Genomic DNA, 24,982 nt, shown 5'->3' with positions numbered 1-24,982 from the left:
GTGCCTCCTCAGGCCACCCGCTTCACGCGAGACCGCCTCAAGCCAGCCGCTTCAGCCGCTCCTCCAGCACCTCGAAGGGTACGCCCGGTTCGTCCTTGGCTCCCCGGATGACCAGGGATGTCTTGACGCTGGCCACGTTCGGCGCGGCGGTCAGATCACCGGTCAGGAAGCGCTGAAAACTCGTCAGATCGGGAGCCACGCATTTCAGGATGAAGTCGATCTCGCCGTTCAGCATGTGGCATTCGCGTACGAGCGGCCAATCCTGACACTGACGCTCGAAGGACTGCAGATCCTTCTCGGCCTGGCTCGTCAGGCGCACCATGGCGAAGACCTGCACCTCGAAGCCCAGCATCTGGCCATCCACCTCGGCATGGTAGCCGCGGATATAGCCCTGTTCCTCGAGCGAGCGCACGCGGCGCAGGCAGGGCGGCGCAGAAATGCCGACCCGGCGCGCAAGCTCCACGTTGGTCATCCGCCCGTCGGCCTGCAGCTCCGCGAGAATCATCCGGTCGATCTGGTCGAGTTTCTCGCCTGCCATTGGCGGCTCCGCTCCATCTGATGCGTAAAAGGGGAGGCCGGGGCAAGATTGTTGCCCGGCGCCGGTGGGGATGTATTCCCCTATGGCCGACAGGGCAAGCCTTCCGGGCAACGTTCGCGCTGCGTCACTCTCCTGCCGCGCGGCGGCTTCCGTCGCGCGCCCTGAACGCTTATATCCCCTATCCGACAAAGATGGAGATCCCCATGGCCGACACCCGTCATACCCGTGTCCTGATCATCGGCTCCGGCCCCGCCGGCTATACCGCCGCGATCTATGCGGCGCGGGCCATGCTGGAACCTGTGGTGATTGAGGGGCTGCAACCCGGCGGCCAGCTCACCATCACCACGGATGTGGAGAACTGGCCCGGCGATATCGCGGTGATGGGGCCGGATCTCATGCTCCGCATGGGCGACCACGCGCGCGAGATGGGCGCAGAAGTGATCCCGGACATGGTGTCGCGGCTCGACCTCCGCTCGCGCCCGTTCCGCGCGGAAACCGACAGCGGGCAGGCCTTCACCGCCGATGCCGTGATCCTCGCCACCGGCGCGCAGGCGAAATGGCTCGGCCTGCCGTCCGAGGAGAGGTTCAAGGGCTTCGGCGTCTCTGCCTGCGCGACCTGCGATGGCTTCTTCTACCGCGGCAAACACGTGGTGGTGATCGGTGGTGGTAATACCGCCGTGGAGGAGGCGCTGTTCCTGACGAACTTCGCCAGCAAGGTCACCCTCGTCCACCGCCGCGATTCTCTCCGGGCGGAGCGGATCATGCAGAACCGCCTTTTCGCCAATCCGAAGGTGGAGGTGCTCTGGAACCGGGAGGTGGAGGAGATCCTCGGCACCACGGACCCGCTGGGCGTGACCGGTGTCCGGCTGCGTGATGCGGAAACAGGGGAGGAACAGACGGTGGCCTGCGACGGCTTCTTCGTCGCGATCGGCCATCATCCGGCCTCCGAACTGGTAAGGGATCAGCTCCGCCTGCATTCGGGCGGCTATGTGTGGGTGGAGCCGGGCACCACGCAGACCTCCATCCCCGGCGTCTTCGCCGCGGGCGACCTGACGGACCACACCTATCGGCAGGCGGTGACCTCGGCCGGCATGGGCTGCATGGCCGCGCTCGATGCGGAGCGCTGGCTCGCACAGCAGGGCGAAGCGGAGCCGGTCACCCCGGACCTCGGGGTCTCCATGATCTCCAATGACATGCCTGCGGATGTGATGCAGGCGTCGGGCAGAGTCGCCCGACCGGCAGAGTGACGGCTGCGCAGGACGATTGGTCCAAAAACAGCGTTGTGCATTTCGGGTTTTGAGAAAATTTTTCTCCCGACCCGGATGGAAAAGGCGGATCATCCGCCTTTTCGTCGTCATACCCGCCTGTCCAAGCTTGATCGGAAGGGTAGCGCGGCTCTAAAGCCCCGGCACGCTGCGGTTTCTCCGTGGCGAAGAAAGCCGAGGGCCAGCATGAAAGATCTCGTCGCAGACGCCTCCGTCGCGCAAATTGCCTATCAGGATACCCATTCGCCGATCCGGGAGCTTTACGCCGCTCCCGAGGATGTCCCGGCGTTGAAAGCCCATGCCGCGGGTCTTCTGTCCTGGGATCTGACGCCGCGACAACTCTGCGATCTGGAGCTTCTGATGAACGGCGGCTTCGCGCCGCTGGAGGGCTTTCTGGACCGCGCCGATTATGACAGCGTGGTGGAGACGATGCGTCTGGCGGATGGTCAGCTCTGGCCGATGCCAGTGACGCTGGATGTGTCCACGGCCTTTGCGGCCAATGTCGCGCAAGGAACGGAAATCGCGCTCCGCGATGCGGAGGGCGTGATCCTTGCCATCCTCACCGTCAACGACAAATGGTCGCCCGACAAGGTGCGGGAGGCAGAGCATGTCTTCGGCGCGAACGACCCCTCGCACCCGGCTGTCGCCTATCTCCACGATACTGCAGGCGAGGTCTATCTTGGCGGGCGGATTACCGGCCTGCAGGCTCCCGTTCATTACGATTTCCAGGCTCGGCGCAAGTCGCCCAACGAACTCCGCGCCCTGTTCCGGGAGCGCGGCTGGAACCGCGTCGTGGCCTTCCAGACGCGCAACCCGCTGCACCGCGCGCATCAGGAGCTGACCTTCCGCGCCGCACGGGAAGCCGGGGCGAACCTGCTGATCCACCCCGTCGTCGGCATGACCAAGCCGGGCGACATCGACCATTTCACCCGTGTGCGCTGCTATGAGGCGGTGCTCGACCAGTATCCGACGGAGAGCACGGAACTCAGCCTCCTGAACCTTGCCATGCGCATGGGTGGTCCGCGGGAAGCGGTGTGGCATGGCCTGATCCGCCGCAATCATGGCTGCACGCATTTCATCGTCGGCCGCGATCACGCAGGGCCGGGCAAGAACGGCAAAGGGGAGGATTTCTACGATCCCTATGCCGCGCAGGACCTGTTTCGCACGCATGCGGACGAGATCGGCGTGACGCTCGTCGATTTCCGTCAGATGGTCTATGTGGCGGAGCGCGGCCAGTATGAGCCCCGTGACGAGGTGGAGGATGGCGCAACCATCCTCAATATCTCCGGCACCGAACTTCGCCGTCGTCTGCGCGAGGGACAGGAAATACCGGACTGGTTCTCCTTCCCCTCCGTCGTGACGGAACTGCGCCGGACCTCTCCGCCCCGGTCGAAGCAGGGCTTCGTGGTGTTCATGACGGGTCTTTCCGGCTCGGGAAAATCGACGATCGCAAACGCGCTGCTGGTCAAGCTGATGGAAATCGGCGGGCGGCAGGTGACCTTGCTGGACGGTGATCTGGTGCGCAAGCATCTGTCGTCGGAACTGGGTTTCTCGCGCGAGCATCGGGACATCAACATCCGCCGCATCGGGTTTGTAGCCGCAGAGATCGCCAAGAACGGCGGGATCGCTGTCTGCGCCCCCATCGCGCCCTATGCCGCCACCCGGCAGGCGGTGCGGGAGATGGTCGAATCGCATGGCACATTTCTGGAGGTTCATGTCTCGACCAGCCTGGAGGAATGTGAACGGCGGGATCGGAAAGGTCTCTATCAACTTGCCCGCGCCGGGAAGATCGCGGAGTTCACCGGCATTTCCGACCCCTATGAAGTACCTGCATCGCCCGACCTGAGGATCGAGACCGAAGGTCAGAACGTCGCCGACTGCGCCTCGCAAATTCTCGAAAAACTTACGGCCCTGGGCCTCATCCGGCACTGACCACCCGAAGTCGGGTGTCTGACCACGGGCGGCGCCTTATCGGCGCCGCCCGTATGGTTTCTGCCGCGCGGATGTGGCATCGCGGCCGCAGTCCCTCAAATTACTCATAGTTCGCTGCGGATCGTCGGTTTTCCGGAACCGTCGCGGGAACCCTCCGGCCCATTTTGGCGTTCCAAACGAAATCAAATGGCGTCACTGACCCATTAGAACATCGAACAAGGTCGGATCGTGCCCGCTGAAACCCCGGAATCGCTCGGCCAGAGAAATTTCGTGATCGTCTTTGGACACATAAAGACGGCACAAGGAAAGGGTCGCGATGAGCAGCGCGATTAGTGGCAAAATGCTGAGTGGAAAGAATATTCTGATCGTTGAGGATGAGGCCATATTGGCGCTCGACCTCACTTTCGTAATGGAGGACATGGGGGCGAGCGTGATCGGCCCCTGTCACCGGCTGAGACGTGCGCTCGAAGTGCTCGGTCAGGAGCAGATCGACGGCGCCATCCTTGACGTCGATCTGGCGGGGGAGGCAGTCTTCCCGCTGGCCGATGGTCTCGCTCGTCGGCACGTTCCCATCGTTTTTCATACCGGTCGGAACAATTCGAGTGAGCTGATAAGCCGATACAAGGGTGCCGCTGTCTGCGCGAAACCAACCCAGCCGGAGAACGTTGCCCTCGCTCTCGCCGCGTTGCTCGAAAGTGATGGAGAAGTATCCTCCGGCTCCACCGGACACTGAAAAGGACAGCATAATGACAGTGGCCCCCGGATGCTCACCGGGGGCCACTGTAATTCTTCGCTATCGCTGCAATCTCAGTGAACGCTCACCGGAGCCAGATTGTTCTCCCGCGCCAGAGCAAAGGCGATCCGACGATCCCGAACGAGCGCGAGACGCTCTCCGTCCTCATCGTAAAGCGCATACAACTGCTTTGCTCCCAGTGCCTGCTCCTGAACGATTTCAGGCAGATCGGACACTTCTACCGGGCGGACATAGACGATGCGCTCCGCGCCAGCTTGGGAAAGTTCAAATTCCGCGTCCATGATGTCCTCCTTCAACCCTTGTTGATTTCGATGGTCCGGACAACCGATTCCGGGCGGCTCCGCGCCAGATCGAGATGCAGAAGCCCGTTCTCAAGACTGGCCCCTCTGACCTCGACGCCTTCGGCAAGGACAAAACTCCTCTGGAACTGTCGGGCGGCTATGCCGCGATGCAGGAAGACCCGTTCGGCCGGGTCATCGGCCTGCCGGCCCCGAATGACGAGCTGGCGGTCTTCCAGCGTTATAGACAGATCCTCATCCCGGAAGCCTGCCACAGCAAGCGTGATCCGGTAGGCGTTCTCACCCGATTGTTCGATATTATACGGCGGATAACCATCATTGCCGTTCTTCGCCGTCCGTTCCACCAGCCGCTCAAGCTGATCGAAGCCCAGAAGATAGGGGTGGGCAGCAAAAGTCAGTTTCGTCATCGTGGCAAGCCCTTGAAAAGCGACGTGCTTGGAGCCCCGGATATCGGCGACCCTCGAGTTTGAATATGGGGCGTGCTTTCCGCTATCGCAAGTGCTGCGGCTTTGCCTTCATGGCACGGCCCCGCTATATTCGGTCTTCTACGCCAGTCGCACGGATGTCAGGATGAACGTTCCGCAGGAATTCGAGACGGAAGAAGCCATGCGCATCAGGCTTGAGCTGCTGAAGCGCGAGCACCGCGATCTGGACGAGGCGATCCTCGCGCTGGAGGAGACGGGCCGTGGTGATCAGCTCACCCTTCGCCGTCTGAAAAAGCAGAAATTGCTGCTGAAGGACCGCATTCAGCGCTACGAAGACCTGCTTACCCCCGACATCATTGCCTGAGGCCGGCTGGCGACGGTTGCTCGCCGCCGCGTGATGGCTATAGTCCCGCGCCATCAGACGGGAGATCGGGATGGACTTTCAGGTCGGCATCATCATGGGCAGCCAGTCGGACTGGCCGACGATGCGCGAAGCGGCGGCCGTGCTCGACGAACTCGGCGTGGCTTACGAAAAGCGCATCGTGTCGGCGCACCGGACGCCCGACCGGCTCTGGGAATATGGTCGCACCGCTGTTTCGCGCGGGTTGAAGGTCATCATCGCGGGAGCAGGCGGCGCGGCGCATCTTCCCGGCATGATGGCCTCCAAGACACGGGTGCCGGTGATCGGAGTGCCGGTGCAGACGCGGGCGCTTTCGGGCGTCGACAGTCTTTATTCCATCGTACAGATGCCCAAAGGCTATCCGGTCGCGACCATGGCGATCGGAGCGGCGGGCGCGGCGAATGCCGGCCTGCTGGCGGCAGGCATACTGGCGCTCGGCGATGCGGCCCTTGCCGCCCGCCTCGACGCCTGGCGAGAGGCGCTTTCCGCCTCCATTCCCGAGGAGCCGGTTGATGAGTGACACCCTCCCCCCCGGCGCAATGATCGGCATTCTTGGCGGTGGTCAGCTTGGCCGAATGCTGTCCGTCGCGGCTGCACGGCTGGGACTCCGCTGCCACATCTACGATCCTGCGCCGAGCCCGCCCGCCGCGCAGGTCGCGGAACGCGTCACGACCGCCGCCTGGGAGGATCGGGAAGCGCTGGTTGCCTTTGCCGCCTCCGTCGATGTGGTGACCTATGAGTTCGAGAATGTGCCTGCCGCGTCTCTCGACGCGATTGAGGCGATCCGCCCGATCCGCCCTGGTCGTCGGGCTTTGGCCGTCAGTCAGGAGCGCATCGCGGAAAAGGACTTCCTGACATCTCTGGGTCTTGTCACCGCGCCCTACCGCCGTGTCATCACGCGGGACGATCTGACACAGGCGCTGGCGGAGATCGGCGCCCCTGCGATCCTCAAGACCACCCGTCTCGGTTACGACGGCAAGGGGCAGGCCCGTATCCGCCACCTGGAGGAAGCAGACCATGCCTTCACCGCAATGGCGGGAGCGGAGGCCGTGCTGGAAGGGTTTGTCAGTTTCAGCCGGGAAGTGTCGGTCATCGCCGCGCGCGGCCTTGATGGTTCGGTCGCTGCTTATGATCCCGGCGAGAATGTCCACCGGGAGGGGATACTGCACACCACCCGTGTCCCCGCCACTCTCACCTCAGCGCAGCGGAGCGACGCGGTTCTCATCGCGGCGCGGATTCTGAATGCGCTCGATTACGTCGGGGTGATGGGCGTAGAACTGTTCGTCACGGAAACCGGGCTGCTGGTGAACGAGATTGCCCCCCGCGTCCATAATTCCGGCCATTGGACTCAGAACGGTTGTGTCGTCGATCAGTTCGAGCAGCACATCCGCGCCGTCGCGGGCTGGCCGCTGGGCGATGGGCACCGTATCGCGGATGTGGAGATGGAGAACCTGGTCGGAGACGATGTCCAGCGCGTCCCCGAACTGGCGCAACAGGCGAATACCGCCCTGCATCTCTATGGGAAGTCCGAAGCGCGTCCTGGCCGCAAGATGGGGCACGTGAACCGGATCATTCCGGCGGGGCGCTGAACAGCCCTCCCGGCCCGGTGGTGAGGCTGCGCAGCGCCTCGCCGCCGGTCATGGCATGATCGAAGGCGCCGGTTTCAAGAAACCTTATCGTCTCGGCGATGACCAACGGGTTGTTCATCATGAATGTATGCGTGACGTTCAGCACGATATGATCCGTCATGCCCGCCACCTTGGTGCTTTCGACCGAAACCTTTCCATCATCCGGCCCGTCTATCAGAGATGAGAAGATCGGGTTCAGCGACCGGTCGCCCGCGATGATGCCAAGCGGAAAATCCACAGGCGGCAAGCGGTTAGGCAGGCTCTCGGGGCTGGTTCCGAGCTCCATCCCCGCCGGTCCGTTGATGTAGCGGAACAGGTCAAGCCCCGAGAATTCATCCACGATCTCTGATCCGCCGTTGGGCGGCGCCAGCATGACGACCCGCCCCAGCTGCGCCGGGCGGGACTGTGCGAACCATGCGCGGAGCAGTATACCGCCCATGGAATGCGTCACGAAGCTCACCTCCGCATCGCCGCAGGCCGCAACCGCGGTATCGACATCGCCCAGAAGGGCCTCCACCGGCGCGGCCGTGGAAGGATAGTTCGAATTCACTACATGGTAGCCACGATGTTCGAGCGCCTCCTCCATCAACAGAAAGGACGCATCCGTTCGCGCCAGCCCGTGCAACAGCACCACGCAGTCACGCTCCCCCGTCTCCTGCGCAGAAGCACAGGCGGCGGATAGCAGACAGGGGACAAGGAGCAGGGGGAATCGCATCCCGCGACGCTAGCAGCCTCCGCATACCTTGGCGACAGTTCGCTCCCGCGGCAGGGGAGGCCAAGCCCAATCTGGCCTGGTCTCGCTCGCCCGAGGAGCTGGGGGCGGCGGAGCGATCCGACGGCCGGCGGCTCCAGCGCTTCCGGAACTTTCTTGGACGAAATCCCAGAAATTTTCACTTGCCCACTCGCATTTATTTCCACAACACTTATATACGACCGGCATCTATGCTTTTCGAACCTGTTCCTTTCGGCTCAGCTTTCGATTTTCAGCTTTGCCGGGTCGCCGCCTCCTGCGGGCGACATCTATGATAAGGATTATTACGATGGCCAATGGCACCGTAAAATGGTTCAACTCCACCAAAGGCTTCGGCTTCATTCAGCCCGAAGGCGGCTCCAAGGACGTGTTCGTCCACATCAGCGCTCTTGAGCGCGCGGGTCTCCGCGGCCTCAATGATGGCCAAGCCGTGACGTTCGATATCGAGCGTGACCGCAACGGTCGCGAATCGGCGACGAACCTCTCGCTGGCCTAATCTTCCAGCCTCTACGATGCTGACGCGGGACCGGCGACATGCCGATCCCGCACCTTCATGGACTGCCTCGACATCACGAATGCGGGCAATCCACCTTCCAGAAAGAAGTACATTTTGATCGAGATTAACTGGGGTGAACCCCTGTCTTTTGTCACGTCTCCCGACGGAGATGTGCAGAAATTCAGCACTATTGAACAGGCAAGTTACTGGCTTCGTCGCAAGTGGCCTGTATCCGACGACGCACGCCAGCAAGCTGTGGACCAGCTCGACGCGGCCATGGACTGCATGGTTTCTGTCGGAACTGCGCGCCGCGCGTTCATTGCTGCTGCACGGAGCGCTGGCTTCGTGTCTGAAACTCTTGTCGCCGGGCCGCGGCGGCACAGCTCCTGATCGAATATCTGACTTACTTGACCTTGCGTGGGTTATCCCGCGCCTTCCCTAACGTCAGTTTCCAGACATCGCCCCCCTCCGGCGCTTTCGCTGCGGGACGTGTAGCGAAGTTCCTGCCCCTTCCCCATTGCGCGTCGTCGTAGACGTCATCAAAGATGGACTTAGGGGCAACGCGGGCTTTGCCCGCCTTGGCGGTTCCTGCTTTCACGGTCATGGAGAACTCCTGATGAGCGCGGACCCGGACGCGGATGAAGCTGAGACCAGCTTCCCCGTGCATCTCGCCCAACGCTTGGGCACGAGTGTTACAAATAGCGCTCCGTGACAAAATGCAACGCAAGTCTGCCAATCAGCCTGACAGCGACCGCTAACCCCTGTCCGCTGCCAGATCACCCGTTTGAGGGGGCGCAGGGCAATACGATGCTTGCGCCGGGCGTCAGTGCGTCATCCTGTGGAGACGCCAGCGTAAGCAAAAGCATGTTCGAAGCGTCGATCAGGGTCTCGAGTTGAGTTCTGGCGTCGGGGCTGAGACCCTCACCCATCGTATCGAGAAAGGTCTTCAGGAAGCCGTTGATGTTCCTGACATGCAGGATGAGTTGCAAATCCGTGCTGGTTTCCATGAATGCACCTTAAAAATATCCGGTGCAGCACAGCCCGCACGCGAGCTTTTTGCAATCCACACAGTCGCATAGGTGCCATGCTTCCGCGGCGTGGTCAGGACGGCGATGGGGCCGTGCCGAAAATTCATGCGACCATGAAGGCCGCATCGGCGGCGATATATAGGGGCTCAACCCCGTACCCGCGATGCCCCAAGACGCCGTAGCTCATGGCTGCGACGTGGCACCATCCGCGCCCCTCAGGATATCGATCTGTGCAGGATGAATGGTAGCGGAGGAGGGATTTGAACCCCCGACACAAGGATTATGATTCCTCTGCTCTAACCAACTGAGCTACTCCGCCGAAGTGGCGCGTAGGTATTCCAGCCCCGTTGGCGCGTCAAGCCCGCGCACGGCTTTTTTTGCGGTTCGCCGCCATCGGCGATAACTTTCCGCGCCCTTGCGGGGTTATGGCGGGATTTTGCCCGTCGCGATCTTTTCACGGATCGAATCCCGGCCTACAGCGTTAGCCGCCAAAGGGTTCCGGTTTCCGAACCCTGCTTTTCATTCGGAGAGATCCCATGCGACTCACGCTAATAGACGGATTTCGCGGGTATTTCCTGCTTTTCATGATGATCGCCCATGTCGCGCCCGTCGTGAACGCGCCCATCGGTGTTCTCACTCACCATTCCATCGGCTGGGTAGAGGACGCTCAGGGCTTCGTCTTTGTTTCCGGGCTCGTGGTGGGGCTTGTCTACGGCAAGCTCCTCCTCAAGCGCGGCTACGAAACTATGACCAGCAGCATCTGGTCCCGCATCCGCAAGATATACGCCTACCAAGCCGCCCTGATCGGTGTGTTTCTGGTGGCGGCCCTGGTATTCGCGGCCTTTGCAGAGGTGCCGTCGATCCTGTCTTCCTATGCGCGGGAGCCGGTGTTGTTCACGCTCGTCTCGCTGCTGCTCGTGGGCGGCTCGATGCATATGGGCATCCTGCCGATGTATGTCTTCTTTATGATCGCCACCCCCTTCGTGCTCTGGGCCTTCAAGACGGGTCGCGGGCCGGTGGTCCTCATCACCTCTGTGCTGCTGTGGCTGGGCGCGCAACTCGGACTGACGGACATCCTGCAACCGCCGATAGAGGGCGCGCTGCGCGAGATGGGCCATCCCGTCAACATCGGTATCTATTTCGACGTTCTGGGCTGGCAGGTTCTGTTCTTTGCAGGTCTCTATCCGGGCTATCTCATGGCGAACAAGACGCTGTCGCTCGAGTTCCTGAAGAAGCCCGCCTACGAGCAGGCCTTCTTTGTCGGGCTGGTTGGCTTCACCGCTCTGGCAGTGTTTGATATCGCGGTGCGTCAGCACTGGTTTGGAGCGGACTACAGCAACACGCTCTACTGGACATCTGACAGGGCCATGCTGGCGCCGATCTATGTGGTGGCGTTCTTCCTCGACCTGTTCCTGATCGTCTGGCTGATCTCGGCGGGCCAGGAAAGCAGCCGTCGCTGGATCAACAAGGCCTCGGTCTTCGCCAACTGGTTTTTCACCCGGCCGTTCCTGACGACGCTGGGGCGGCATTCGCTGCAGGTGTTCACCATCCATATCCTCGCCGTCTATGTCATAGAGATCTGGGCGGAGGGCCGGGACGTTTCCGCGATGACTGCAAACATCATCGTGCTGCTTTCGCCGCTCCCCCTCTACATCACCGCCTGGATGCATGAGGAGATCAAGCGCAAGCGCGCTGCGGCCGCGGTGGCATGACACGACAGGGCCGCCACGGCGGCGGCCCGGTGGTCATTGGAGAGGGTCGCCAGCCACGGCGGCCCTTTTAGCCGCGGGTCGCCGCTTCCACCGCATCGACGACGCCCGACACGACCGTTTCCGTCAGTGAGTCATCCTCACTCTCGGCCATCACCCGGATCAACGGCTCCGTACCGGATTTGCGGATGAGAAGCCGGCCACGGCCATCCAGCGCACGTTCCGCCTCAGCAATCGCATCCCGAACGCTCTTGAGGGAAAGCGGCTCCTGCCCGGTGGTATACCGGACATTCCGCAGCAACTGGGGAACGGGCATGAACTGACGGGCGAGCACGCTTGCCTTCTCACCCGTATCTGCCATCGCGGCCAGAAATTGCAGCGCCGCGACAAGACCATCGCCCGTGGTCGTGTAGTCGGTCATCACGATATGGCCCGACTGCTCCCCGCCAAGGTTGAAGCCGCCCTCCCGCATCGCCTCGACCACGTAACGGTCACCGACCGGGGTCCGTTTCAACCCGATGTTGCGCTCCGCCAAGTAGCGCTCCAGCCCGAGGTTCGACATCACGGTCGCGACGAGCGTCTCATGTGCAAGCGTGCCGCTCTCCTGCATCCGCCGTGCCAGAAGGGCCATGATCTGATCGCCATCGGCAATCACCCCCTGCTCGTCGATCAGGATCACCCGGTCGGCATCACCGTCGAGCGCGATGCCAAGGTCCGCCCCCTCTGCCACCACGCGCCGCGCGGCAGTTTCGGGATGGGTGGAGCCGCAGTTGGCATTGATATTGAAGCCGTCAGGCGACACGCCGATGGCGATCACCTCCGCTCCCAACTCCCACAACACCTCCGGCGCCGCGCGATAGGCCGCGCCATTGGCGCAATCCACCACGATCTTCAGCCCGTTCAGCCGTCCGCGCCCGGGAAAGGTCGTCTTGGCATATTCCACATAGCGCCCACGCCCGTCGTCGATCCGCTTGGCCCGCCCGATGTTCTGCGGTTTGGCAGGCAGGATCTCCCCCGCCACCATCGCCTCGATCTCCGCCTCCGCCTCGTCGGAGAGCTTGAACCCGTCCGGGCCGAAGAACTTGATGCCGTTGTCCTGATGCGGGTTGTGGCTGGCGGAGATCATGATTCCGACATCCGCCCGCATGGACCGCGTGAGGAAGCCCACCGCAGGCGTCGGCACCGGCCCGAGCAGCAGCACATTCATGCCGGTGGACGTCAGCCCCGCCGTCAGCGCATTTTCGAGCATATATCCCGACAGCCGCGTATCCTTGCCGATCACCACCTGATGCCGGTTCAGCCCGTCGCGCCGGAAATAGCGCCCGGCGGCCGCGCCAAGACGCAATGCCATTTCGGCAGTCATCGGGTAGGTGTTGGCCTGCCCCCGCACTCCGTCCGTGCCGAAGAGCTTGCGTGTCATTCTTCCGTCTCCCAACCTCTGCCTGTCATGGCGCGCCACAAACGCAGTGCCTGAACCGTCTCGGCCACATCATGTACCCGCAGGATCTGCGCACCCTGCCCGGCACCGGCAAGAGCCACGGCGATAGATCCGGGCATCCGCTGGCGAGGCTCCGACGCACCGCCGATCGTTCCGATGAAGCGCTTGCGCGATACCCCGAGCAGCAATCCGCAGCCCAGCCCGTGAAACAGTGACAGTCCCCGCAGCAGAGCGATGTTCTGCTCCGCCGTCTTGGCGAAGCCGATGCCCGGGTCCACCACGATCCGGCTGCGAGGAATGCCCGCCCCTTCCGCCCGTGCGACTGCGGCCTCCAGCCAGTCATACACGTCGGCCAGCACATCGTCATAGAGCGTCAGATTGTTCATCGTCTCCGGCGTGCCCCGGGAGTGCATGAGGCAAAGGGCCGCCCCCGTCTCCGCGACGGCAGCAGCCATGCCCGGGTCGAAGTCGAGACCCGTCACGTCGTTGACCAGCGCCGCCCCTGCCGCGACCGCAACACGTGCCACCACGGCCTTGCGCGTGTCGATGGAGAGAGGAACCGCCGTCCCGGCACTCAGCGCGGCGATCACCGGCTCGGTTCGGGCAATTTCCTCCCGCGCAGGCACTTCGGGAGCGCCGGGCCGCGTCGATTCTCCGCCGATGTCTATGACCCCGGCTCCAGCGGCGATCATGCTCCGGGCATGGTTCAGCGCAGCATCAGGGGCGTCGTGACGCCCGCCGTCGGAGAAGCTGTCGGGTGTGACGTTGAGGATCCCCATGACCACCGGATGGTCGAGCGTAAGTCCCCATACCGGCGCACGCGGCTCTGTCAGCCGTGCCCGCATCTCCGGCGGCAGATCGCATGCCGGCAGCAGGCTCCTCGGCCCGCCCCGTTCCCACATCTCCACCCGGTCGAACCAGAGCGGTCCCCCCGCCAGCGGCAATGCCGTCTCCGGCATGGCTGGGTCGCTCATCACTATAGGACGCCAATAAGTCATCCGGTTTCTGTGGCGGAAAGCAGCCTTGGAGGCAAGGGCTAGGCCGGTCGACGCGTGACGGCCACCGGACCCGCCGGCAGCAAGAGTTCCTCCGGTGCGATGATCCGCGCCGCGCCATAGCGGTCCGCCAGCCAGAGGCCGAGCGCCGCGAGATCATCCGGTGCGGGAAGCGCTTCCACGCCCGCGTCGAGGAGCATCTTTGCGGGCGCCCAGACCATGGGACGACCCTGGCGCAGCGACCAATCCATCTCCGTCCGGGAGGCCACGACGGACAGCCGCGGATCCGCGGCGGCAATAAGCCATGCCGCCTGATCGAGCGCGAGCAGGTCGATCCGCCATTGCGCCGCCATACTGGGAGTCAAGGGACGTTCGTCTGGAAGGCCCGGACAGATCACCACGACCTCCCCAACCCCGCTCAGCAAGGCGGAAGCGCGCCCAGCCTCCCCCGCGCGCACCAGCAGCACAGCAAAAGCGGGAAGCGCAGTCTCTGCCCGCGCCCCGTCCCCCGCTGTCCGCATGATCTCAACCCCGAGCGCGCCCGGCCCCCGGTCGAGCTTCTGGATACGGACGAAAGCGCGCCGCGCCAGACGATGCGACAGAATGCGTTTCGCCACACCTTCCGCCAGCGTCTCGAGCAGGTTGACCCGCCCCTCCGCCAGCTCATCACGCACCGCTTCCGTCAGGCGGTCGTAGGACAGAATGTGATCCACATCGTCGTCGCTGCCCTCCGGCCGGGCCGCCACCTCCACCACGATGTCGAAACACAGGCGCTGCCGCCTGCCCCGCTCCTCCGCGAAGGCACCGATATCGGCCTCTACCACGTGATCGCGCAGGCTGATCCGGTCGTGCGGCGGCTCCGGCGCCGTAGCGGCCGCACGCGCCTCCGGGTGAGCGAAGGCGAGGCGGGTTTCATCAGTCATCGGAAGCTCCTCGCGCGGCGTCTGCAAGGTGCCGATCCTAGGACGATGAAGCCGAAGATGCCAGCAATGCCGTTCGCAACCTCAATCCACCGCTACGCGCTGGGTCGCGCCAGGCAGCCGGTAGAACAGATGGTCGCCGATCAGGGTGGTCCGCGCCATCTTGCGCGACCAGCCGGGTTTCACATGGACCGTGTGAAAGAAGGTCGCGCCGTAGGTGAGCTGACGAGGAGCCCCGTCCAGCATCAGCCGCGCGATCTTGCCTGCGCGCTCATAGGCTTTGCGTTCCGCGATATGATCAGGCGTACCGTCGCACATGAAGGAGAACTGGCAGCCCTGCTTCACCACACCGCAGATCGAATTGGGCCACTGGCGGTTCTCGACCCGGTTGAGGATCACCTCCGCAACCGCGAACTGTCCCTGCAACGGTTCACCGCGCGATTCGAAGTAGACGGCCTTGGCCAGACAACGCCAGTTCGCATCGCCATTTGCCTTCGGCTGCTCGTCGAGCCAGTCCGCATCATAGCGGACACGCATCTCTCCTGCCGGCGTGGCGGAGACGGCTTTCACCAGCCATGGATCGACGGGCCTTCGCACATCGTTCGTTGTACTCGCCGCATCCTGCGCTTTCGTCGCGGTTGTCGCCGCATCGGTAAAGGCGGTCGCCGGTGTTCCCAAGGCCAGAGCCAGAGCCACCACGATACCCCGTCCTGTCCTGGTCATGCCATTCCCCGACTGGTTTTCATTCGCGCGCCCCAAGGGCTACGCGAACGGGAATAGGCGCCAATTGCAGAGGCGGTCCACTCACGTGGCAAAAATACAACGATTATTGGCGGAACCTTGCCGATCGTTTTTTGCAAATAATACGAGATATTTCCGATACTAAGCGGAAACTTCTAGATAATTACCGACGCCGCCATCTCTCTAACGCAAGGTGAGCAGCCGTCAGTCTTGCAACCGGAACGCGAAACGGCGAACAGGAAACATAGTCGAACCCGGCCGCCCTGCAGAAGGAAATCGATTCGGGATTGCCGCCATGTTCCCCGCAGATGGAGATGGTGAGACCAGGATTCACCCGTTTCCCTCGCTCCGCCCCTATCAGCAGAAGCTCCCCCACCCCCTCGGTGTCGAGCCGGTGGAAGGGGTCTTCGGGATACACACCCTGCTGAACGTAGGTGCCCATGAACCGGCCGGCATCGTCCCGCGACAGGCCATAGGTCATCTGCGTCAGGTCGTTCGTCCCGAAGCTCAGAAACGCACTGTGCTGCGCAAGATCGCCCGACCGCAACGCCGCGCGCGGCGTTTCCACCATGACCCCGAGCCGGAAATCCAGCGGCACGCCCATGCGGGCCTGCACCAGCGCGGCGACGGCATCGATCCGGGCCTTCACAAGTTCGACCTCCCGCTGAGCGGAGACGAGCGGGATCATGATTTCCGGCACAACCCGCTTGCCGCGACGGCCGATTTCCAGCGTCGCCTCAAAGATCGCGCGGACCTGCATGTCGTAGATCTCGGGCATCGCAATGCCGAGACGAACACCGCGCATGCCAAGCATGGGGTTGAATTCAGTCATGGATTCCACCCGGCGCGTGACCTCCGACAGCGGGCGGTCCAGCGCTTCGGCCAATTCGCGCATCCCGTCACGGGTCTGGGGCAGGAACTCATGCAATGGCGGGTCGAACAGCCGGATGCAGACGGGATGGCCGTCCATGATCTCGAAAAGCTCGATGAAATCCTCGCGCTGCATGGGGAGCAGACGATCCAGAGCCTCGGCCCGATCTTCGGACCGGTCGGCAAAGATCATCTCCCGCATCACTGTCAGGCGATTTTCCTCGAAGAACATGTGTTCGGTGCGGCAAAGGCCGATACCTTCCGCCTCGAACACACGGGCCATGCGGGCGTCATCCGGCGTGTCCGCATTGGCACGGACACCGATATCGCGCACCGCATCCGCCCAATGCAGGAGGCTGTAGAAAGCATCGTCCAGGGCCGGCTCCAGCAAACCCGGCGCGCCCGCCAGGGCCTCACCACGTGTGCCGTCGATCGTGATCACGTCGCCTTCGTGAAAGATGCGCCCGTCCATGGCGGTGAGCGTCCTGTCCCTTGGGTTGAAGCGGAGCGATGAAGCACCGACGACACAGGGCAGGCCAAGTCCCCGGGCGATCACCGCCGCATGGCTGGTCATCCCGCCGCGTTCCGTCAGAATACCCTTCGCCGCGTGCATGCCGCGAACATCCTCGGGCGCAGTTTCGCGGCGGACAAGGATGCACGCTTCCCCGCGCGCGGACATGGCCTGCGCCGCCATGGCGCTGAACACGATCCGCCCCTGTGCTGCGCCGGGGCTGGCGGCAATGCCCTTGACGATCACGTCGCGTTCGCCCGCCGGGTCCACCTGTGGGTGCAGCAGTTCGGAGAGTGCCCGGGGCTGAATGCGCAGAAGCGCCTCTTCCCGCTCGATGACGCCGTCCTCCGCCAGCGCGACCGCGATGGTGACGGCCGCGCGGGAGGTTCGCGCGACTTTCAGCGCGTCCAATACGTGCAGATGGCCGTTCTCGATGGTGAACTCGATCTGCATTTCCTCGCGCAGACCCTGACGGCTCACCGCGCCCAGCCGGATCAGTTCGTCGAAGGGTCCGGGGCAGAGCTCCTCCAGCGATGGGCCGCGCGGATCGCGCGTGAGGTAGAGCGACCCTTCCTGCCGCGCCAGTGCTTCGCGCCCCTGGCTCTGGCTGAGGTAACGGCCGGTGACGCGCGGCTTGCCCGTCGTGCTGTCGACGAACTGCATGACGCCAGACCCGGATTCCACCTGGCCCAGACCCAACGCCATGGCCTGCACGACAAGACCAAGCCCCGCCTCCGCCGGTGCGCCCTTCGCCTGGCGCAGCAGCCGCGCCGAGGTACCCTCCCAAGCCCGCGACATGGAGCGGAGCACGTCGGCGAGCTGCCGTTCTGCCTCCTGCGGGAAGGGTTCGTCCGTCTCATCCTCATAGGCCCGCAGCGCGAAACGCAGGGCCTGCGCCGTCGGCATGTCGCTCTCGAACATGTCGGGGTCCAGACGCGCGACGTTGACGGCATAGGCCTGCACGAAGCGGAGATAGAGCGCATCTGCCGCCTCCCGCCCGTGGGTTTCCGAAAGCGCGCTGTGACAGGCCTCGCTCATGCCGATGTTCAGAACGGCAGAGGGGCCACCCCATTCGGTATTCTCGGGGCTGGGCCGGACACAGATAAGTTGCCCCGGCCCCAGCAGATCGGTAAGCGCGGAGGCATCCAGCGGATAGCCCGCCGCCAGCGCCCGCACCGCATCAAAGGAGAGCGCCACTGTCGGCGGAACCGGCATCTGAAGACGCACAAGCCGCTGGAGGCATTTCGCCCGCCAGCCGTGGCTCTGGACGGCGATCGTCGCCGTCGGTGTGATGGAGACGAAATCCGTCACTTTCTGCACCGCAGCAATCCCCCCTTCAAGATATCCGCTCCCGCCGGGCCGACAAGCCCGGCGCTCGGAAAATTGCCGCGACGCAGCGTCAGCCTTCGACGCGACCCAGATCGGCGACCCGTGTGCAGATGGTGCGGATCCGGTTCAGCAGGTTCAACCGATTTCTCCGCAGCACCTGATTCTCGGTATTGACCTGCACGGCCTCGAAGAATGCGTCGATCGGCTGGCGCAGGGCGGCGGTCGCCGTCATCGCGGCGGCGAAATCCTCTGCGGCCAGCGCGGGCGCGATTTCCGCCTCCGCCCTGTCCAGCGCGGCAAAGAGCGCTTTTTCCTGAGGCGCTTCGGCGTATTTCACGTCCGGCCCGAAGGAATACTCCACGCCGTCCTTCTTCTCCTCCGCCGTCAGGATGTTGTTGGCACGCTTGAAGCCCTGGATCAGGTTCTCGCCGTCCTCCGATTTCAGGAAGGCCGCCACCGCCTCCGCCCGCTTCACCAGAAGCGTCAGATCATCGTTCCCCGGCATCGCCAGACAGGCGTCGATCACGTCATGGCGGATGCCCTGATCCCGGAGATATACCTTCAGCCGGTCATGGAAGAAGGCGAGCAGGTCACCCGCGAGCACCAGCGCGCATTCCTTTTCCACCCGCTCGTTGGAAAGATCGGGGGCGCCGGCAAATTCCGGCGTGATTGCCGCCATGGCCGCGCGGCTCCGCCGGATCGGTGCGAGCAGCACATCGAGCAGGTCGAGCCGCAGCCCGTTGGTCAGGATCAGCCGGATCACGCCCAATACGGCACGGCGCAACGCGAAGGGATCCTTCGACCCTGTGGGCTTTTCGTCGATCGCCCAGAAGCCGGTGAGCGTGTCCAGCTTGTCCGCCAGCGCCACGGTAACGGAAACCGGCTCCGTCGGCACCTCATCGGAGGGTCCGAGCGGCGAGTAATGCGCCCTGCAGGCATCGGCCACCGCATCGGGCAGCCCGGCGGCGCGGGCATAGTAACCGCCCATCACCCCTTGAAGCTCCGGGAATTCGCCGACCATGGCCGACTGGAGATCCGCCTTCACCACGCGCGCAGCCTCCGCCGCGAGATCGGGAGAGGCGCCTGTCAGCGGCGCGATCTCCCGCGCCAGCGCCTCGATCCGGCCGATCCGGTCGGCCTGCGAGCCAAGCCTGTTGTGGAAGGTCACATGGGCAAGCCCCGCGGCCATGCCCTCCAGCCCTTCCGTCTTCACCGTGCGCAGGTCGTTTTCCCAGAAAAAGCGCGCATCCGAAAGCCGGGCGCGCAGAACCTTGCCGTTGCCCTGCAGGATGGTCGCGCCGTCATCCGCCGTCTCCCGGTTGGCGACGGTCACGAATTTCACGATGCGCCCGGCCCTGTCGCGGACGGAAAAGAACTTCTGGTGCTCCTTCATGGAGGTTTGCAGCACCTCCGGCGGCAGGCTCAGGAACTCCTCGCCGATCGGGCCCATCAGAACGACCGGCCATTCGACCAGCCCCGCGACCTCCGTCAGAAGGCCGGCGTCCTCCACGATCTCCAGCCCTTGCGCAAAGGCCATCTGGGCCGCGTCGTTGCGGATATGCTCCGCCCGTTCGGCGGGGTCGAGCATCACCTTCGCAGCCTTCAGCTTCGCGGCATAGTCCTCAAATCCCGTGACGGCAAAGCGGCCCGGCGCCATGAAGCGGTGGCCCTCCGTGGTGGCGCCTGCCTTGATCCCGTCCACACTGAAGGGCACGATCTCCGCCCCCGCCTCGCTGGTGAGCAGGCAGAGGATCGAATGCAACGGCCGCACCCAGCGGAGCGACCCGGACCCCCAGCGCATGGACTTCGGCCAGGGGAAGGTGCGGATCGTCCGCTCCACCACGTCCGCCACGATCTCCGGCGCCGCGCGGCCGGGCTTTTCGATCACGGCGAAATAGACCTGCGCCTTCTTGTCGGCGCGCACCTCAAGCTGGTCCCGCGTCAGACCGGTCGCACGCAGGAAGCCCTCGATGGCCTGTTCGGGCGCATCCACCCGCGGGCCCTTGCGCTCCTCGCGCACGGCGCGGCTCTCCGCCGTCAGGCCATGTACGGTCAGCGCGAGCCGTCGCGGTGTGGAAAAGGCCGCGGCGCCCGCATAGGTCAGCCCCGCCTCCACCAGCCCGTCCGTCACGAGCTTCTTCAGATCGTCGCGGGCCTTGGCCTGCATCCGCGCCGGGATTTCCTCGGAGAAGAGTTCAAGGAGCAGGTCTGGCATCGGTCTCTCGCGCGAAAGTCGGGTTGATTTGCTGCCAGGCATAGGCCCGGCCGTCGGGATATAGGGCAATGACGCGGTCATACCCTTCGGAATGCGCCGCGCCAAGGAAAGCCTTCGCTGCACCGGAGGCAAGCGCCGCGCTGATGGCAGGGGCGTCGAAGCAATCGAACCAGCGGGGCGCGATCAGCGGCTCCGCACCGGGATAGGGGGCAAAGCGCTCCATCTCACTGGCCGCCACGCTGGTGCGGAAGCAGGCGCGGAACCGGATGGGGGAGGAGGAGGCGTCGATGGCGCGGAAATCGCTGACCGCCAGCGGCTCCACCCGTCCGTCCCGGTCGGTCAGCGTGAGCGCAGCCTCCGCCTCCGGCACGTCGCGGTAGAAGGCATAGACCTGCAGCCAATAGATCGCGATGCCCGAAAGGAGCGCCGCGCCGATCAGGATCCCGCCGACGAGCCTGCCATTCACGCCGCTTCCCCTGCTCCGCCTGCCTCTGTCGTGACGAAGGCGTCCGCGCATTTCTTGGCCAGCGCGCGCACCCGCCCGATATAGGCCTGCCGCTCCGTCACGGAGATCACACCGCGGGCATCCAGCAGGTTGAACAGGTGGCTGGCCTTGATGCATTGGTCGTAGGCCGGGTGCGCCATGACGATCCGACGTCCCGCCTTGTCCACTTCCGGGGCAGAGAGGATGCGTTCGCACTCCGCCTCCGCATCTTCGAAGTGCCGGAGCAGCATCGCCGTATCGGCCTGATCGAAGTTCCAGCGGCTGTATTCCTGCTCCGTCTGGCGGAACACGTCGCCGTAGGTGAGCGGGATCGGCGCGGAAGGATCATTGAACGGCATGTCCATCACATGGTCGATGCCCAGCACATACATGGCCAGCCGTTCCAGCCCGTAGGTCAGCTCGCCAGAGACCGGCTTGCAGTCATGGCCGCCGACCTGCTGGAAATAGGTGAACTGGCTCACCTCCATCCCGTCGCACCAGACCTCCCAGCCCAGCCCCCAAGCGCCCAGCGTGGGGCTTTCCCAGTCGTCCTCGACAAAACGGATGTCGTGGAGCGCCGTGTCGATGCCGATGGCATCGAGCGAGCCCAGATACAGCGCCTGAAGATCGGGCGGCGAGGGTTTGATGAGCACTTGATACTGGTAATAGTGCTGGAGGCGGTTCGGGTTCTCGCCATAGCGCCCGTCGGTCGGACGGCGCGACGGCTGCACATAGGCGGCGGCCCAGGGCTTCGTTCCCAGCGCGCGCAGCGTGGTCGCCGGATGGAACGTGCCCGCCCCGACTTCCATGTCATAGGGCTGCAACACCGCGCAGCCTTTCGCGGCCCAGTAGGATTGAAGCCGCAGGATGATTTCCTGAAAGCTCCGGGGGGTGGTTGCGGGTGCCATGCTGCCTCCTGAAAGGTCGTCATCTCCATAGGCGCGGGGCGCGGGGCGGTCAACGTCAGCACCCGTTTTCGCGGATGCTAAATCGCGGCAGGCACGCTAATGTCGCCGTCAAGGCCGGGAACACGGCAAAAGAAGGGGCAGAGATGCGGATTTTTGTTGTGGCAGCATGGGTTACCGTGCTCGCACTCTTGCTGGGGCAGCCGGCAAGGGCCGAGGATGCTGTCTGGATCCAGATCGAGGCCCGCCCGGCAGAGGCAGAGGCGCTGGATCGGGCGCATCTTTGGCAGCGGGAATTTCCTGATCTGGCCGGCTTCGTCCTGCCCACCGGCTGGCACGCGCTCGCCATTGGCCCGTTTTCACGGGCGGAGGCGGAGAAGCGGCTTGCACAGATGCAGGGCGAAGGTCGGGTGCCGCATGACAGCTACCTGATGCGCGGCGCGGCCTATGGCGCGCGCTTCTGGCCCCCCGGCGTTCGCGCCGAGGCAGAGGCCATGCTTGTCGCCAGCCCGCCGCCCCGCCCGTCAACGCCAACCGCCCCGACCGGCCCAGACAGCGCGCGGCGGGCAGAGAGCCAACTTTCGCTCGACGAACGCAGGGAGGTGCAGACGGCGCTCGCATGGCTCGGCCTCTACGACGGCATGATCGACGGGGCCTTCGGTCCCGGCACGCGCGCGGCACTTTCCGCATGGCAGCGCGCGAACGGGGAACCGAAGACAGGCGCGCTCAGCCCCGAAAGCCGTATGGCCCTTTTGACGCGCCATCGCGAGCAGCGGGACGATCTCGGCATGACGGACGTCACCGAAGGCCCCTCCGGTATCCGCATCACCCTGCCGCTCGGCCTTGTGGCCTTCAGCGGCTATGAGCCGCCTTTCGTCCGCTATGTTGGCGAAAAGGGTGTGGAGGTGCTGCTCATCTCCGCCCCCGGCGATCCACTGACACGCACGTTCGAGGCGACGGAGACCCTCGCCCTTCCCGGCGGTCGCATGAACAGCTTCGGACCGGAGGGATTCACTCTCAGCGCGAAGGATGACAGCCGCGCGGCGGAAGGGGAGGCCCGGCTGGACGGCGATACCGTCAAGGGCTGGATCGTGGTCTGGCCGCTGGCCAAGGACACGGAAATGCAACGTGTCCTGGCGGAGATGCGGCGGAGCTTCCAGCCCCTGCCCGGTCGCGCATTGGACCCCACGGCCGGCAGCATGGCCGAGGCGGATCGCGCCGCCCTGCTGGCCGGGGTGGATATCGGCAGGCCCACGCGCCGTGCCACCGGCTTCCGGCTCGATGCGGCAGGGCGCGTGGCGACCGTCACGGAGGCCGTGGCCGGCTGCACCCGCATCACCGCGGCGGCGGAGGCAACCTCCCCGACCGCGATGGTCGTGGAGGAACAACGCGGCGATCTGACCATTCTGCGGCCGGAGGGCCGCGCGCCATCCGGCCCCGTCGCTCGCCCTGCAGGCGTCTCTGCGGAACCGCTGGGACGCGGAGAGATCGTCGCGGCGGGCTATGGGGCGGTGCCGGGCGGCGCGCAGGCGGCCATCCTCAACGGGCGCTACAACGGAGAGACGGACGGGCGGGCGCGCCTTGCCCTTCGCACGACGCCGGAGGATGCGGGCGGGCCGGTGCTCGACCGGACGGGGGGAGTGCTGGGCATGCTGCTGCCTGCGACCGGGCCGGGCGCCGTCGCCCGGGCCATCCCTGCCCACGATCTGCCGCTGGAAGGCGCATCCCCGACTGTCACGCTCGAGCCGGATGCGCTGGCCGCACTGGCCCGGGCAATCAGCCTCCGCATCGCCTGCTGGAACTAGGCGCGCCAGAAGCGGGGCATCAGCAGCACGAATACCGCGATCAGCTCCAGCCGCCCCAGCAACATACCGAAGGTCATCAGCCATTTCGCGCTGTGCGGAAAGCCCCCTACCGCCCCGCTGGCCTCCACCTCCGGGCCATAGACGGTGCCGACATTGGCGATCGCCGTCCAGGCAGCCGTCATGGCGGTGCGGAAATGCAATCCGCAGACCGACAGGCCAAGTGTCAGCACGCCAAGGCTCAGCATGAATATGGTGAAGAACAGGATCACCGAGTTCAGCACATCCGCATCCACCACCCGTCCCTCCAATCGGACAGGATGCATCGCATGGGGGGAGTTGATCCGCAGGATCTGGCTGCGGATCGCCTGAAAAAGGATCAGGAAGCGGAACACCTTGATCGAGCAACCGGTGGAGGACGTGCAACCCCCGACCAATCCCGCCAGGATGACGACCGTCAGCGGAAACTGCCCCCAGCTGGAGGCATCCGCCGTCGTCAGACCCGTGCCGGAGAACAGCGACACCACGTTGAAGGCACTCTCCTGCAACGTCTGAAGGACGGGTGCGCCGGAAACCAGCGTACGATACAGAAAGACCAGCATCACCGCGTAGAACAGCCAGCGGAGATAGGCCCGGACCTGCACATCGCGCCAGAGCGGTGTGGGATCGCCTCGGACGAGCTGGATGTAGCGGATGAACGGGGTCGAAGCGATGATCATGAACACCACCGCCGCCCACTGCGGCCCCGGCCCAAATCGCGCGAAGCTGTCGTCGTAGCTGGAAAATCCCCCCGTCGAAACGGAGGAGAGCGCCATCACCGTCGCGTCATAGGCCGAAAGGCCCAGCATGCGGAAGATCACGACGAAGGCGACCGTCAGCACGATGTAAAGCCGCAGAAGCGCGCCAGCGATGTCTATGGCCCGCGGCAGAACCTTGCCCAGCGTGTCGAACCCTTCGGAGCGGAAGAACTGCATGCCCCCCACGCGCATGACCGGCAGGAAGATCATCGCCACGATGACGATGCCCAGCCCGCCCATGCCGTTCATCATCACCCGCCACAGGTTTGTGCCCCGCGGCAGATCATCCAGCCCGACGAAGACCGTGGTTCCCGTGGTGGTGAAGCCGGACATCGCCTCGAAATAGGCATCTGTGATATTCGCATGGGGCGCCCCGATCATCAGCGGCAGCGCGCCGAAGAACGGCAGCACGATCCATGTTCCCGCGGTCAGCAGAAAGGACTGACGGATGGTGAGACCCTGCCGGCTCTCCCCCCTGCAGGCAAGTGCGACCAGAGCGCCCGTGAGAAATGTGACAATCGCACTTTCCGCGAACGGGCGCCAATGTGGGGTACGGAGAGCCACCTCCAGCGCAAGCGGCGCAAGCATCGCCAACCCCATGACGGCGACCAGCAGACCGATGATGTATCCGACAGGTCGCACGTTCAGCATGACCGTAGCTTCCCGGAGGCGCGCCCGCTGTCAAGGCCAGTCGTCGTGGGCTGGGAACAGAGCTTTGCGGGGGAGAGCTGAGAGCTGAGAGCTGAGAGC

General features: G+C 64.4%; 25 protein-coding genes and 1 tRNA gene. 10 read left to right on the top strand and 16 right to left on the bottom strand.

Translation table 11 applies throughout. The features are described from left to right. Positions 1–37 precede the first annotated feature (37 nt). Entirely contained in the window at positions 38–538 is a 501-nt protein-coding gene (locus CN97_RS15625; protein WP_035713307.1) for an Lrp/AsnC family transcriptional regulator, read from the bottom strand. Between the two features lie 203 nt (positions 539–741). On the opposite strand from CN97_RS15625, the gene trxB reads away from it, so the two are divergent. From trxB to CN97_RS15610, 3 genes are all read left to right on the top strand, one after another. Then, positions 742–1,785 (top strand): thioredoxin-disulfide reductase, encoded by a 1,044-nt coding sequence (trxB, locus tag CN97_RS15620; RefSeq protein WP_084684200.1) that lies wholly within the window; start codon positions 742–744, stop codon positions 1,783–1,785. Between the two features lie 204 nt (positions 1,786–1,989). After that, entirely contained in the window at positions 1,990–3,735 is a 1,746-nt protein-coding gene (locus CN97_RS15615) for a bifunctional sulfate adenylyltransferase/adenylylsulfate kinase (protein WP_051911309.1), read from the top strand. Positions 3,736–4,051: 316 nt separating this feature from the next. Continuing rightward, positions 4,052–4,468: a response regulator gene (locus tag CN97_RS15610; RefSeq protein WP_051911308.1), complete on the top strand. Its 417-nt coding sequence runs from the start codon at positions 4,052–4,054 to the stop codon at positions 4,466–4,468. 74 nt (positions 4,469–4,542) lie between these two features. Here CN97_RS15610 and CN97_RS15605 read toward each other — a convergent pair whose 3' ends face one another. Together CN97_RS15605 and CN97_RS15600 are read right to left on the bottom strand one after the other, a co-directional pair. Next, the gene (locus CN97_RS15605; RefSeq protein ID WP_035713304.1) at positions 4,543–4,770 is read right to left on the bottom strand and encodes a DUF1150 family protein; all 228 of its coding nucleotides are present in this window, start codon (positions 4,768–4,770) and stop codon (positions 4,543–4,545) included. A gap of 11 nt (positions 4,771–4,781) precedes the next feature. After that, positions 4,782–5,195 (bottom strand): Hsp20 family protein, encoded by a 414-nt coding sequence (locus CN97_RS15600; RefSeq protein ID WP_035713302.1) that lies wholly within the window; start codon positions 5,193–5,195, stop codon positions 4,782–4,784. A gap of 163 nt (positions 5,196–5,358) precedes the next feature. Between CN97_RS15600 and CN97_RS15595 the strand changes: the two genes are divergently transcribed. From CN97_RS15595 to CN97_RS15585, 3 genes are all read left to right on the top strand, one after another. Next, positions 5,359–5,577 (top strand): YdcH family protein, encoded by a 219-nt coding sequence (locus CN97_RS15595; protein ID WP_035713299.1) that lies wholly within the window; start codon positions 5,359–5,361, stop codon positions 5,575–5,577. 70 nt (positions 5,578–5,647) lie between these two features. Continuing rightward, positions 5,648–6,133: a 5-(carboxyamino)imidazole ribonucleotide mutase gene (gene purE / locus CN97_RS15590; protein WP_035713296.1), complete on the top strand. Its 486-nt coding sequence runs from the start codon at positions 5,648–5,650 to the stop codon at positions 6,131–6,133. Further along, the gene (locus CN97_RS15585) at positions 6,126–7,202 is read left to right on the top strand and encodes a 5-(carboxyamino)imidazole ribonucleotide synthase (protein WP_035713293.1); all 1,077 of its coding nucleotides are present in this window, start codon (positions 6,126–6,128) and stop codon (positions 7,200–7,202) included. Before purE ends, CN97_RS15585 begins: the two co-directional genes overlap by 8 nt. Here the strand turns inward: CN97_RS15585 and CN97_RS15580 are convergent. Continuing rightward, complete coding sequence (locus CN97_RS15580; protein WP_051911307.1) at positions 7,183–7,956, bottom strand: lipase family protein; 774 nt, start codon at positions 7,954–7,956, stop codon at positions 7,183–7,185. The genes CN97_RS15585 and CN97_RS15580 overlap by 20 nt on opposite strands. A 325-nt stretch (positions 7,957–8,281) precedes the next feature. Here CN97_RS15580 and CN97_RS15575 point away from each other — a divergent pair, with 325 nt between their 5' ends. Then, complete coding sequence (locus CN97_RS15575) at positions 8,282–8,488, top strand: cold-shock protein (RefSeq protein WP_035713291.1); 207 nt, start codon at positions 8,282–8,284, stop codon at positions 8,486–8,488. Positions 8,489–8,545: 57 nt separating this feature from the next. Continuing rightward, a complete protein-coding gene (locus CN97_RS15570) occupies positions 8,546–8,878 on the top strand; it encodes a DUF982 domain-containing protein (protein ID WP_088217045.1) in 333 nt (110 codons plus the stop codon). A gap of 13 nt (positions 8,879–8,891) precedes the next feature. Here the strand turns inward: CN97_RS15570 and CN97_RS15565 are convergent, their stop codons facing one another. The 3 genes from CN97_RS15565 to CN97_RS15555 all read right to left on the bottom strand — a co-directional run bounded on the left by CN97_RS15565 (position 8,892) and on the right by CN97_RS15555 (position 9,835). After that, entirely contained in the window at positions 8,892–9,092 is a 201-nt protein-coding gene (locus CN97_RS15565) for a hypothetical protein (protein ID WP_140418249.1), read from the bottom strand. Between the two features lie 172 nt (positions 9,093–9,264). Further along, positions 9,265–9,495, bottom strand: coding sequence for a hypothetical protein (locus CN97_RS15560; RefSeq protein ID WP_035713286.1), 231 nt, complete (start codon positions 9,493–9,495; stop codon positions 9,265–9,267). A gap of 263 nt (positions 9,496–9,758) precedes the next feature. Continuing rightward, a tRNA-Met gene (locus CN97_RS15555) sits at positions 9,759–9,835 on the bottom strand. A 217-nt stretch (positions 9,836–10,052) separates the two neighbouring features. On the opposite strand from CN97_RS15555, the gene opgC reads away from it, so the two are divergent. Further along, complete coding sequence (opgC, locus tag CN97_RS15550; protein ID WP_035713284.1) at positions 10,053–11,228, top strand: OpgC domain-containing protein; 1,176 nt, start codon at positions 10,053–10,055, stop codon at positions 11,226–11,228. A gap of 67 nt (positions 11,229–11,295) precedes the next feature. On the opposite strand, the gene glmM is transcribed toward opgC, so the two are convergent. From glmM to CN97_RS15510, 8 genes are all read right to left on the bottom strand, one after another. Next, entirely contained in the window at positions 11,296–12,645 is a 1,350-nt protein-coding gene (gene glmM / locus CN97_RS15545) for a phosphoglucosamine mutase (RefSeq protein WP_035713280.1), read from the bottom strand. Next, positions 12,642–13,661, bottom strand: coding sequence for a dihydropteroate synthase (gene folP / locus CN97_RS15540; RefSeq protein WP_035713277.1), 1,020 nt, complete (start codon positions 13,659–13,661; stop codon positions 12,642–12,644). The genes glmM and folP overlap by 4 nt, the downstream gene beginning before the upstream one ends. A 38-nt stretch (positions 13,662–13,699) precedes the next feature. After that, positions 13,700–14,581, bottom strand: a complete 882-nt coding sequence (locus CN97_RS15535) for a dihydroneopterin aldolase (RefSeq protein WP_035713273.1) — start codon at positions 14,579–14,581, stop codon at positions 13,700–13,702. A gap of 81 nt (positions 14,582–14,662) precedes the next feature. Further along, the gene (locus CN97_RS15530) at positions 14,663–15,301 is read right to left on the bottom strand and encodes a cell wall hydrolase (protein ID WP_084684199.1); all 639 of its coding nucleotides are present in this window, start codon (positions 15,299–15,301) and stop codon (positions 14,663–14,665) included. A 181-nt stretch (positions 15,302–15,482) separates the two neighbouring features. Further along, the gene (locus tag CN97_RS15525) at positions 15,483–18,020 is read right to left on the bottom strand and encodes a putative PEP-binding protein (RefSeq protein ID WP_035713270.1); all 2,538 of its coding nucleotides are present in this window, start codon (positions 18,018–18,020) and stop codon (positions 15,483–15,485) included. A 79-nt stretch (positions 18,021–18,099) separates the two neighbouring features. After that, positions 18,100–20,244: a glycine--tRNA ligase subunit beta gene (glyS, locus tag CN97_RS15520; protein ID WP_035713268.1), complete on the bottom strand. Its 2,145-nt coding sequence runs from the start codon at positions 20,242–20,244 to the stop codon at positions 18,100–18,102. Continuing rightward, positions 20,225–20,710, bottom strand: a complete 486-nt coding sequence (locus CN97_RS15515; RefSeq protein WP_035713265.1) for a DUF6446 family protein — start codon at positions 20,708–20,710, stop codon at positions 20,225–20,227. Before CN97_RS15515 ends, glyS begins: the two co-directional genes overlap by 20 nt. Then, positions 20,707–21,636 (bottom strand): glycine--tRNA ligase subunit alpha, encoded by a 930-nt coding sequence (locus CN97_RS15510; RefSeq protein ID WP_035713264.1) that lies wholly within the window; start codon positions 21,634–21,636, stop codon positions 20,707–20,709. The genes CN97_RS15515 and CN97_RS15510 overlap by 4 nt, the downstream gene beginning before the upstream one ends. Positions 21,637–21,779: 143 nt before the next feature. Between CN97_RS15510 and CN97_RS15505 the strand changes: the two genes are divergently transcribed. After that, positions 21,780–23,438, top strand: coding sequence for a serine protease (locus tag CN97_RS15505; protein ID WP_035713261.1), 1,659 nt, complete (start codon positions 21,780–21,782; stop codon positions 23,436–23,438). Here the strand turns inward: CN97_RS15505 and CN97_RS15500 are convergent. Then, positions 23,435–24,883, bottom strand: coding sequence for a TrkH family potassium uptake protein (locus tag CN97_RS15500; RefSeq protein WP_035713259.1), 1,449 nt, complete (start codon positions 24,881–24,883; stop codon positions 23,435–23,437). The two genes, CN97_RS15505 and CN97_RS15500, sit on opposite strands and share 4 nt — an antisense overlap. Positions 24,884–24,982 lie beyond the last annotated feature (99 nt).

Source organism: Haematobacter massiliensis, from assembly GCF_000740795.1.
Taxonomy (GTDB): domain Bacteria; phylum Pseudomonadota; class Alphaproteobacteria; order Rhodobacterales; family Rhodobacteraceae; genus Haematobacter; species Haematobacter massiliensis.
Note: the sequence above shows the minus strand (reverse complement) of the source record. Positions and strands in the feature narration are given on the sequence as shown.

What these genes read in the sequence shown, in the direction of transcription:
- CN97_RS15625 (WP_035713307.1), bottom strand. Translation starts at nt 538, where the DNA reads ATGGCAGGCGAGAAACTCGACCAGATCGACCGGATGATTCTCGCGGAG.
- trxB (WP_084684200.1), top strand. Translation starts at nt 742, where the DNA reads ATGGCCGACACCCGTCATACCCGTGTCCTGATCATCGGCTCCGGCCCC.
- CN97_RS15615 (WP_051911309.1), top strand. Translation starts at nt 1,990, where the DNA reads ATGAAAGATCTCGTCGCAGACGCCTCCGTCGCGCAAATTGCCTATCAG.
- CN97_RS15610 (WP_051911308.1), top strand. Translation starts at nt 4,052, where the DNA reads ATGAGCAGCGCGATTAGTGGCAAAATGCTGAGTGGAAAGAATATTCTG.
- CN97_RS15605 (WP_035713304.1), bottom strand. Translation starts at nt 4,770, where the DNA reads ATGGACGCGGAATTTGAACTTTCCCAAGCTGGCGCGGAGCGCATCGTC.
- CN97_RS15600 (WP_035713302.1), bottom strand. Translation starts at nt 5,195, where the DNA reads ATGACGAAACTGACTTTTGCTGCCCACCCCTATCTTCTGGGCTTCGAT.
- CN97_RS15595 (WP_035713299.1), top strand. Translation starts at nt 5,359, where the DNA reads ATGAACGTTCCGCAGGAATTCGAGACGGAAGAAGCCATGCGCATCAGG.
- purE (WP_035713296.1), top strand. Translation starts at nt 5,648, where the DNA reads ATGGACTTTCAGGTCGGCATCATCATGGGCAGCCAGTCGGACTGGCCG.
- CN97_RS15585 (WP_035713293.1), top strand. Translation starts at nt 6,126, where the DNA reads ATGAGTGACACCCTCCCCCCCGGCGCAATGATCGGCATTCTTGGCGGT.
- CN97_RS15580 (WP_051911307.1), bottom strand. Translation starts at nt 7,956, where the DNA reads ATGCGATTCCCCCTGCTCCTTGTCCCCTGTCTGCTATCCGCCGCCTGT.
- CN97_RS15575 (WP_035713291.1), top strand. Translation starts at nt 8,282, where the DNA reads ATGGCCAATGGCACCGTAAAATGGTTCAACTCCACCAAAGGCTTCGGC.
- CN97_RS15570 (WP_088217045.1), top strand. Translation starts at nt 8,546, where the DNA reads ATGGACTGCCTCGACATCACGAATGCGGGCAATCCACCTTCCAGAAAG.
- CN97_RS15565 (WP_140418249.1), bottom strand. Translation starts at nt 9,092, where the DNA reads ATGACCGTGAAAGCAGGAACCGCCAAGGCGGGCAAAGCCCGCGTTGCC.
- CN97_RS15560 (WP_035713286.1), bottom strand. Translation starts at nt 9,495, where the DNA reads ATGGAAACCAGCACGGATTTGCAACTCATCCTGCATGTCAGGAACATC.
- opgC (WP_035713284.1), top strand. Translation starts at nt 10,053, where the DNA reads ATGCGACTCACGCTAATAGACGGATTTCGCGGGTATTTCCTGCTTTTC.
- glmM (WP_035713280.1), bottom strand. Translation starts at nt 12,645, where the DNA reads ATGACACGCAAGCTCTTCGGCACGGACGGAGTGCGGGGGCAGGCCAAC.
- folP (WP_035713277.1), bottom strand. Translation starts at nt 13,661, where the DNA reads ATGACTTATTGGCGTCCTATAGTGATGAGCGACCCAGCCATGCCGGAG.
- CN97_RS15535 (WP_035713273.1), bottom strand. Translation starts at nt 14,581, where the DNA reads ATGACTGATGAAACCCGCCTCGCCTTCGCTCACCCGGAGGCGCGTGCG.
- CN97_RS15530 (WP_084684199.1), bottom strand. Translation starts at nt 15,301, where the DNA reads ATGACCAGGACAGGACGGGGTATCGTGGTGGCTCTGGCTCTGGCCTTG.
- glyS (WP_035713268.1), bottom strand. Translation starts at nt 20,244, where the DNA reads ATGCCAGACCTGCTCCTTGAACTCTTCTCCGAGGAAATCCCGGCGCGG.
- CN97_RS15510 (WP_035713264.1), bottom strand. Translation starts at nt 21,636, where the DNA reads ATGGCACCCGCAACCACCCCCCGGAGCTTTCAGGAAATCATCCTGCGG.
- CN97_RS15505 (WP_035713261.1), top strand. Translation starts at nt 21,780, where the DNA reads ATGCGGATTTTTGTTGTGGCAGCATGGGTTACCGTGCTCGCACTCTTG.
- CN97_RS15500 (WP_035713259.1), bottom strand. Translation starts at nt 24,883, where the DNA reads ATGCTGAACGTGCGACCTGTCGGATACATCATCGGTCTGCTGGTCGCC.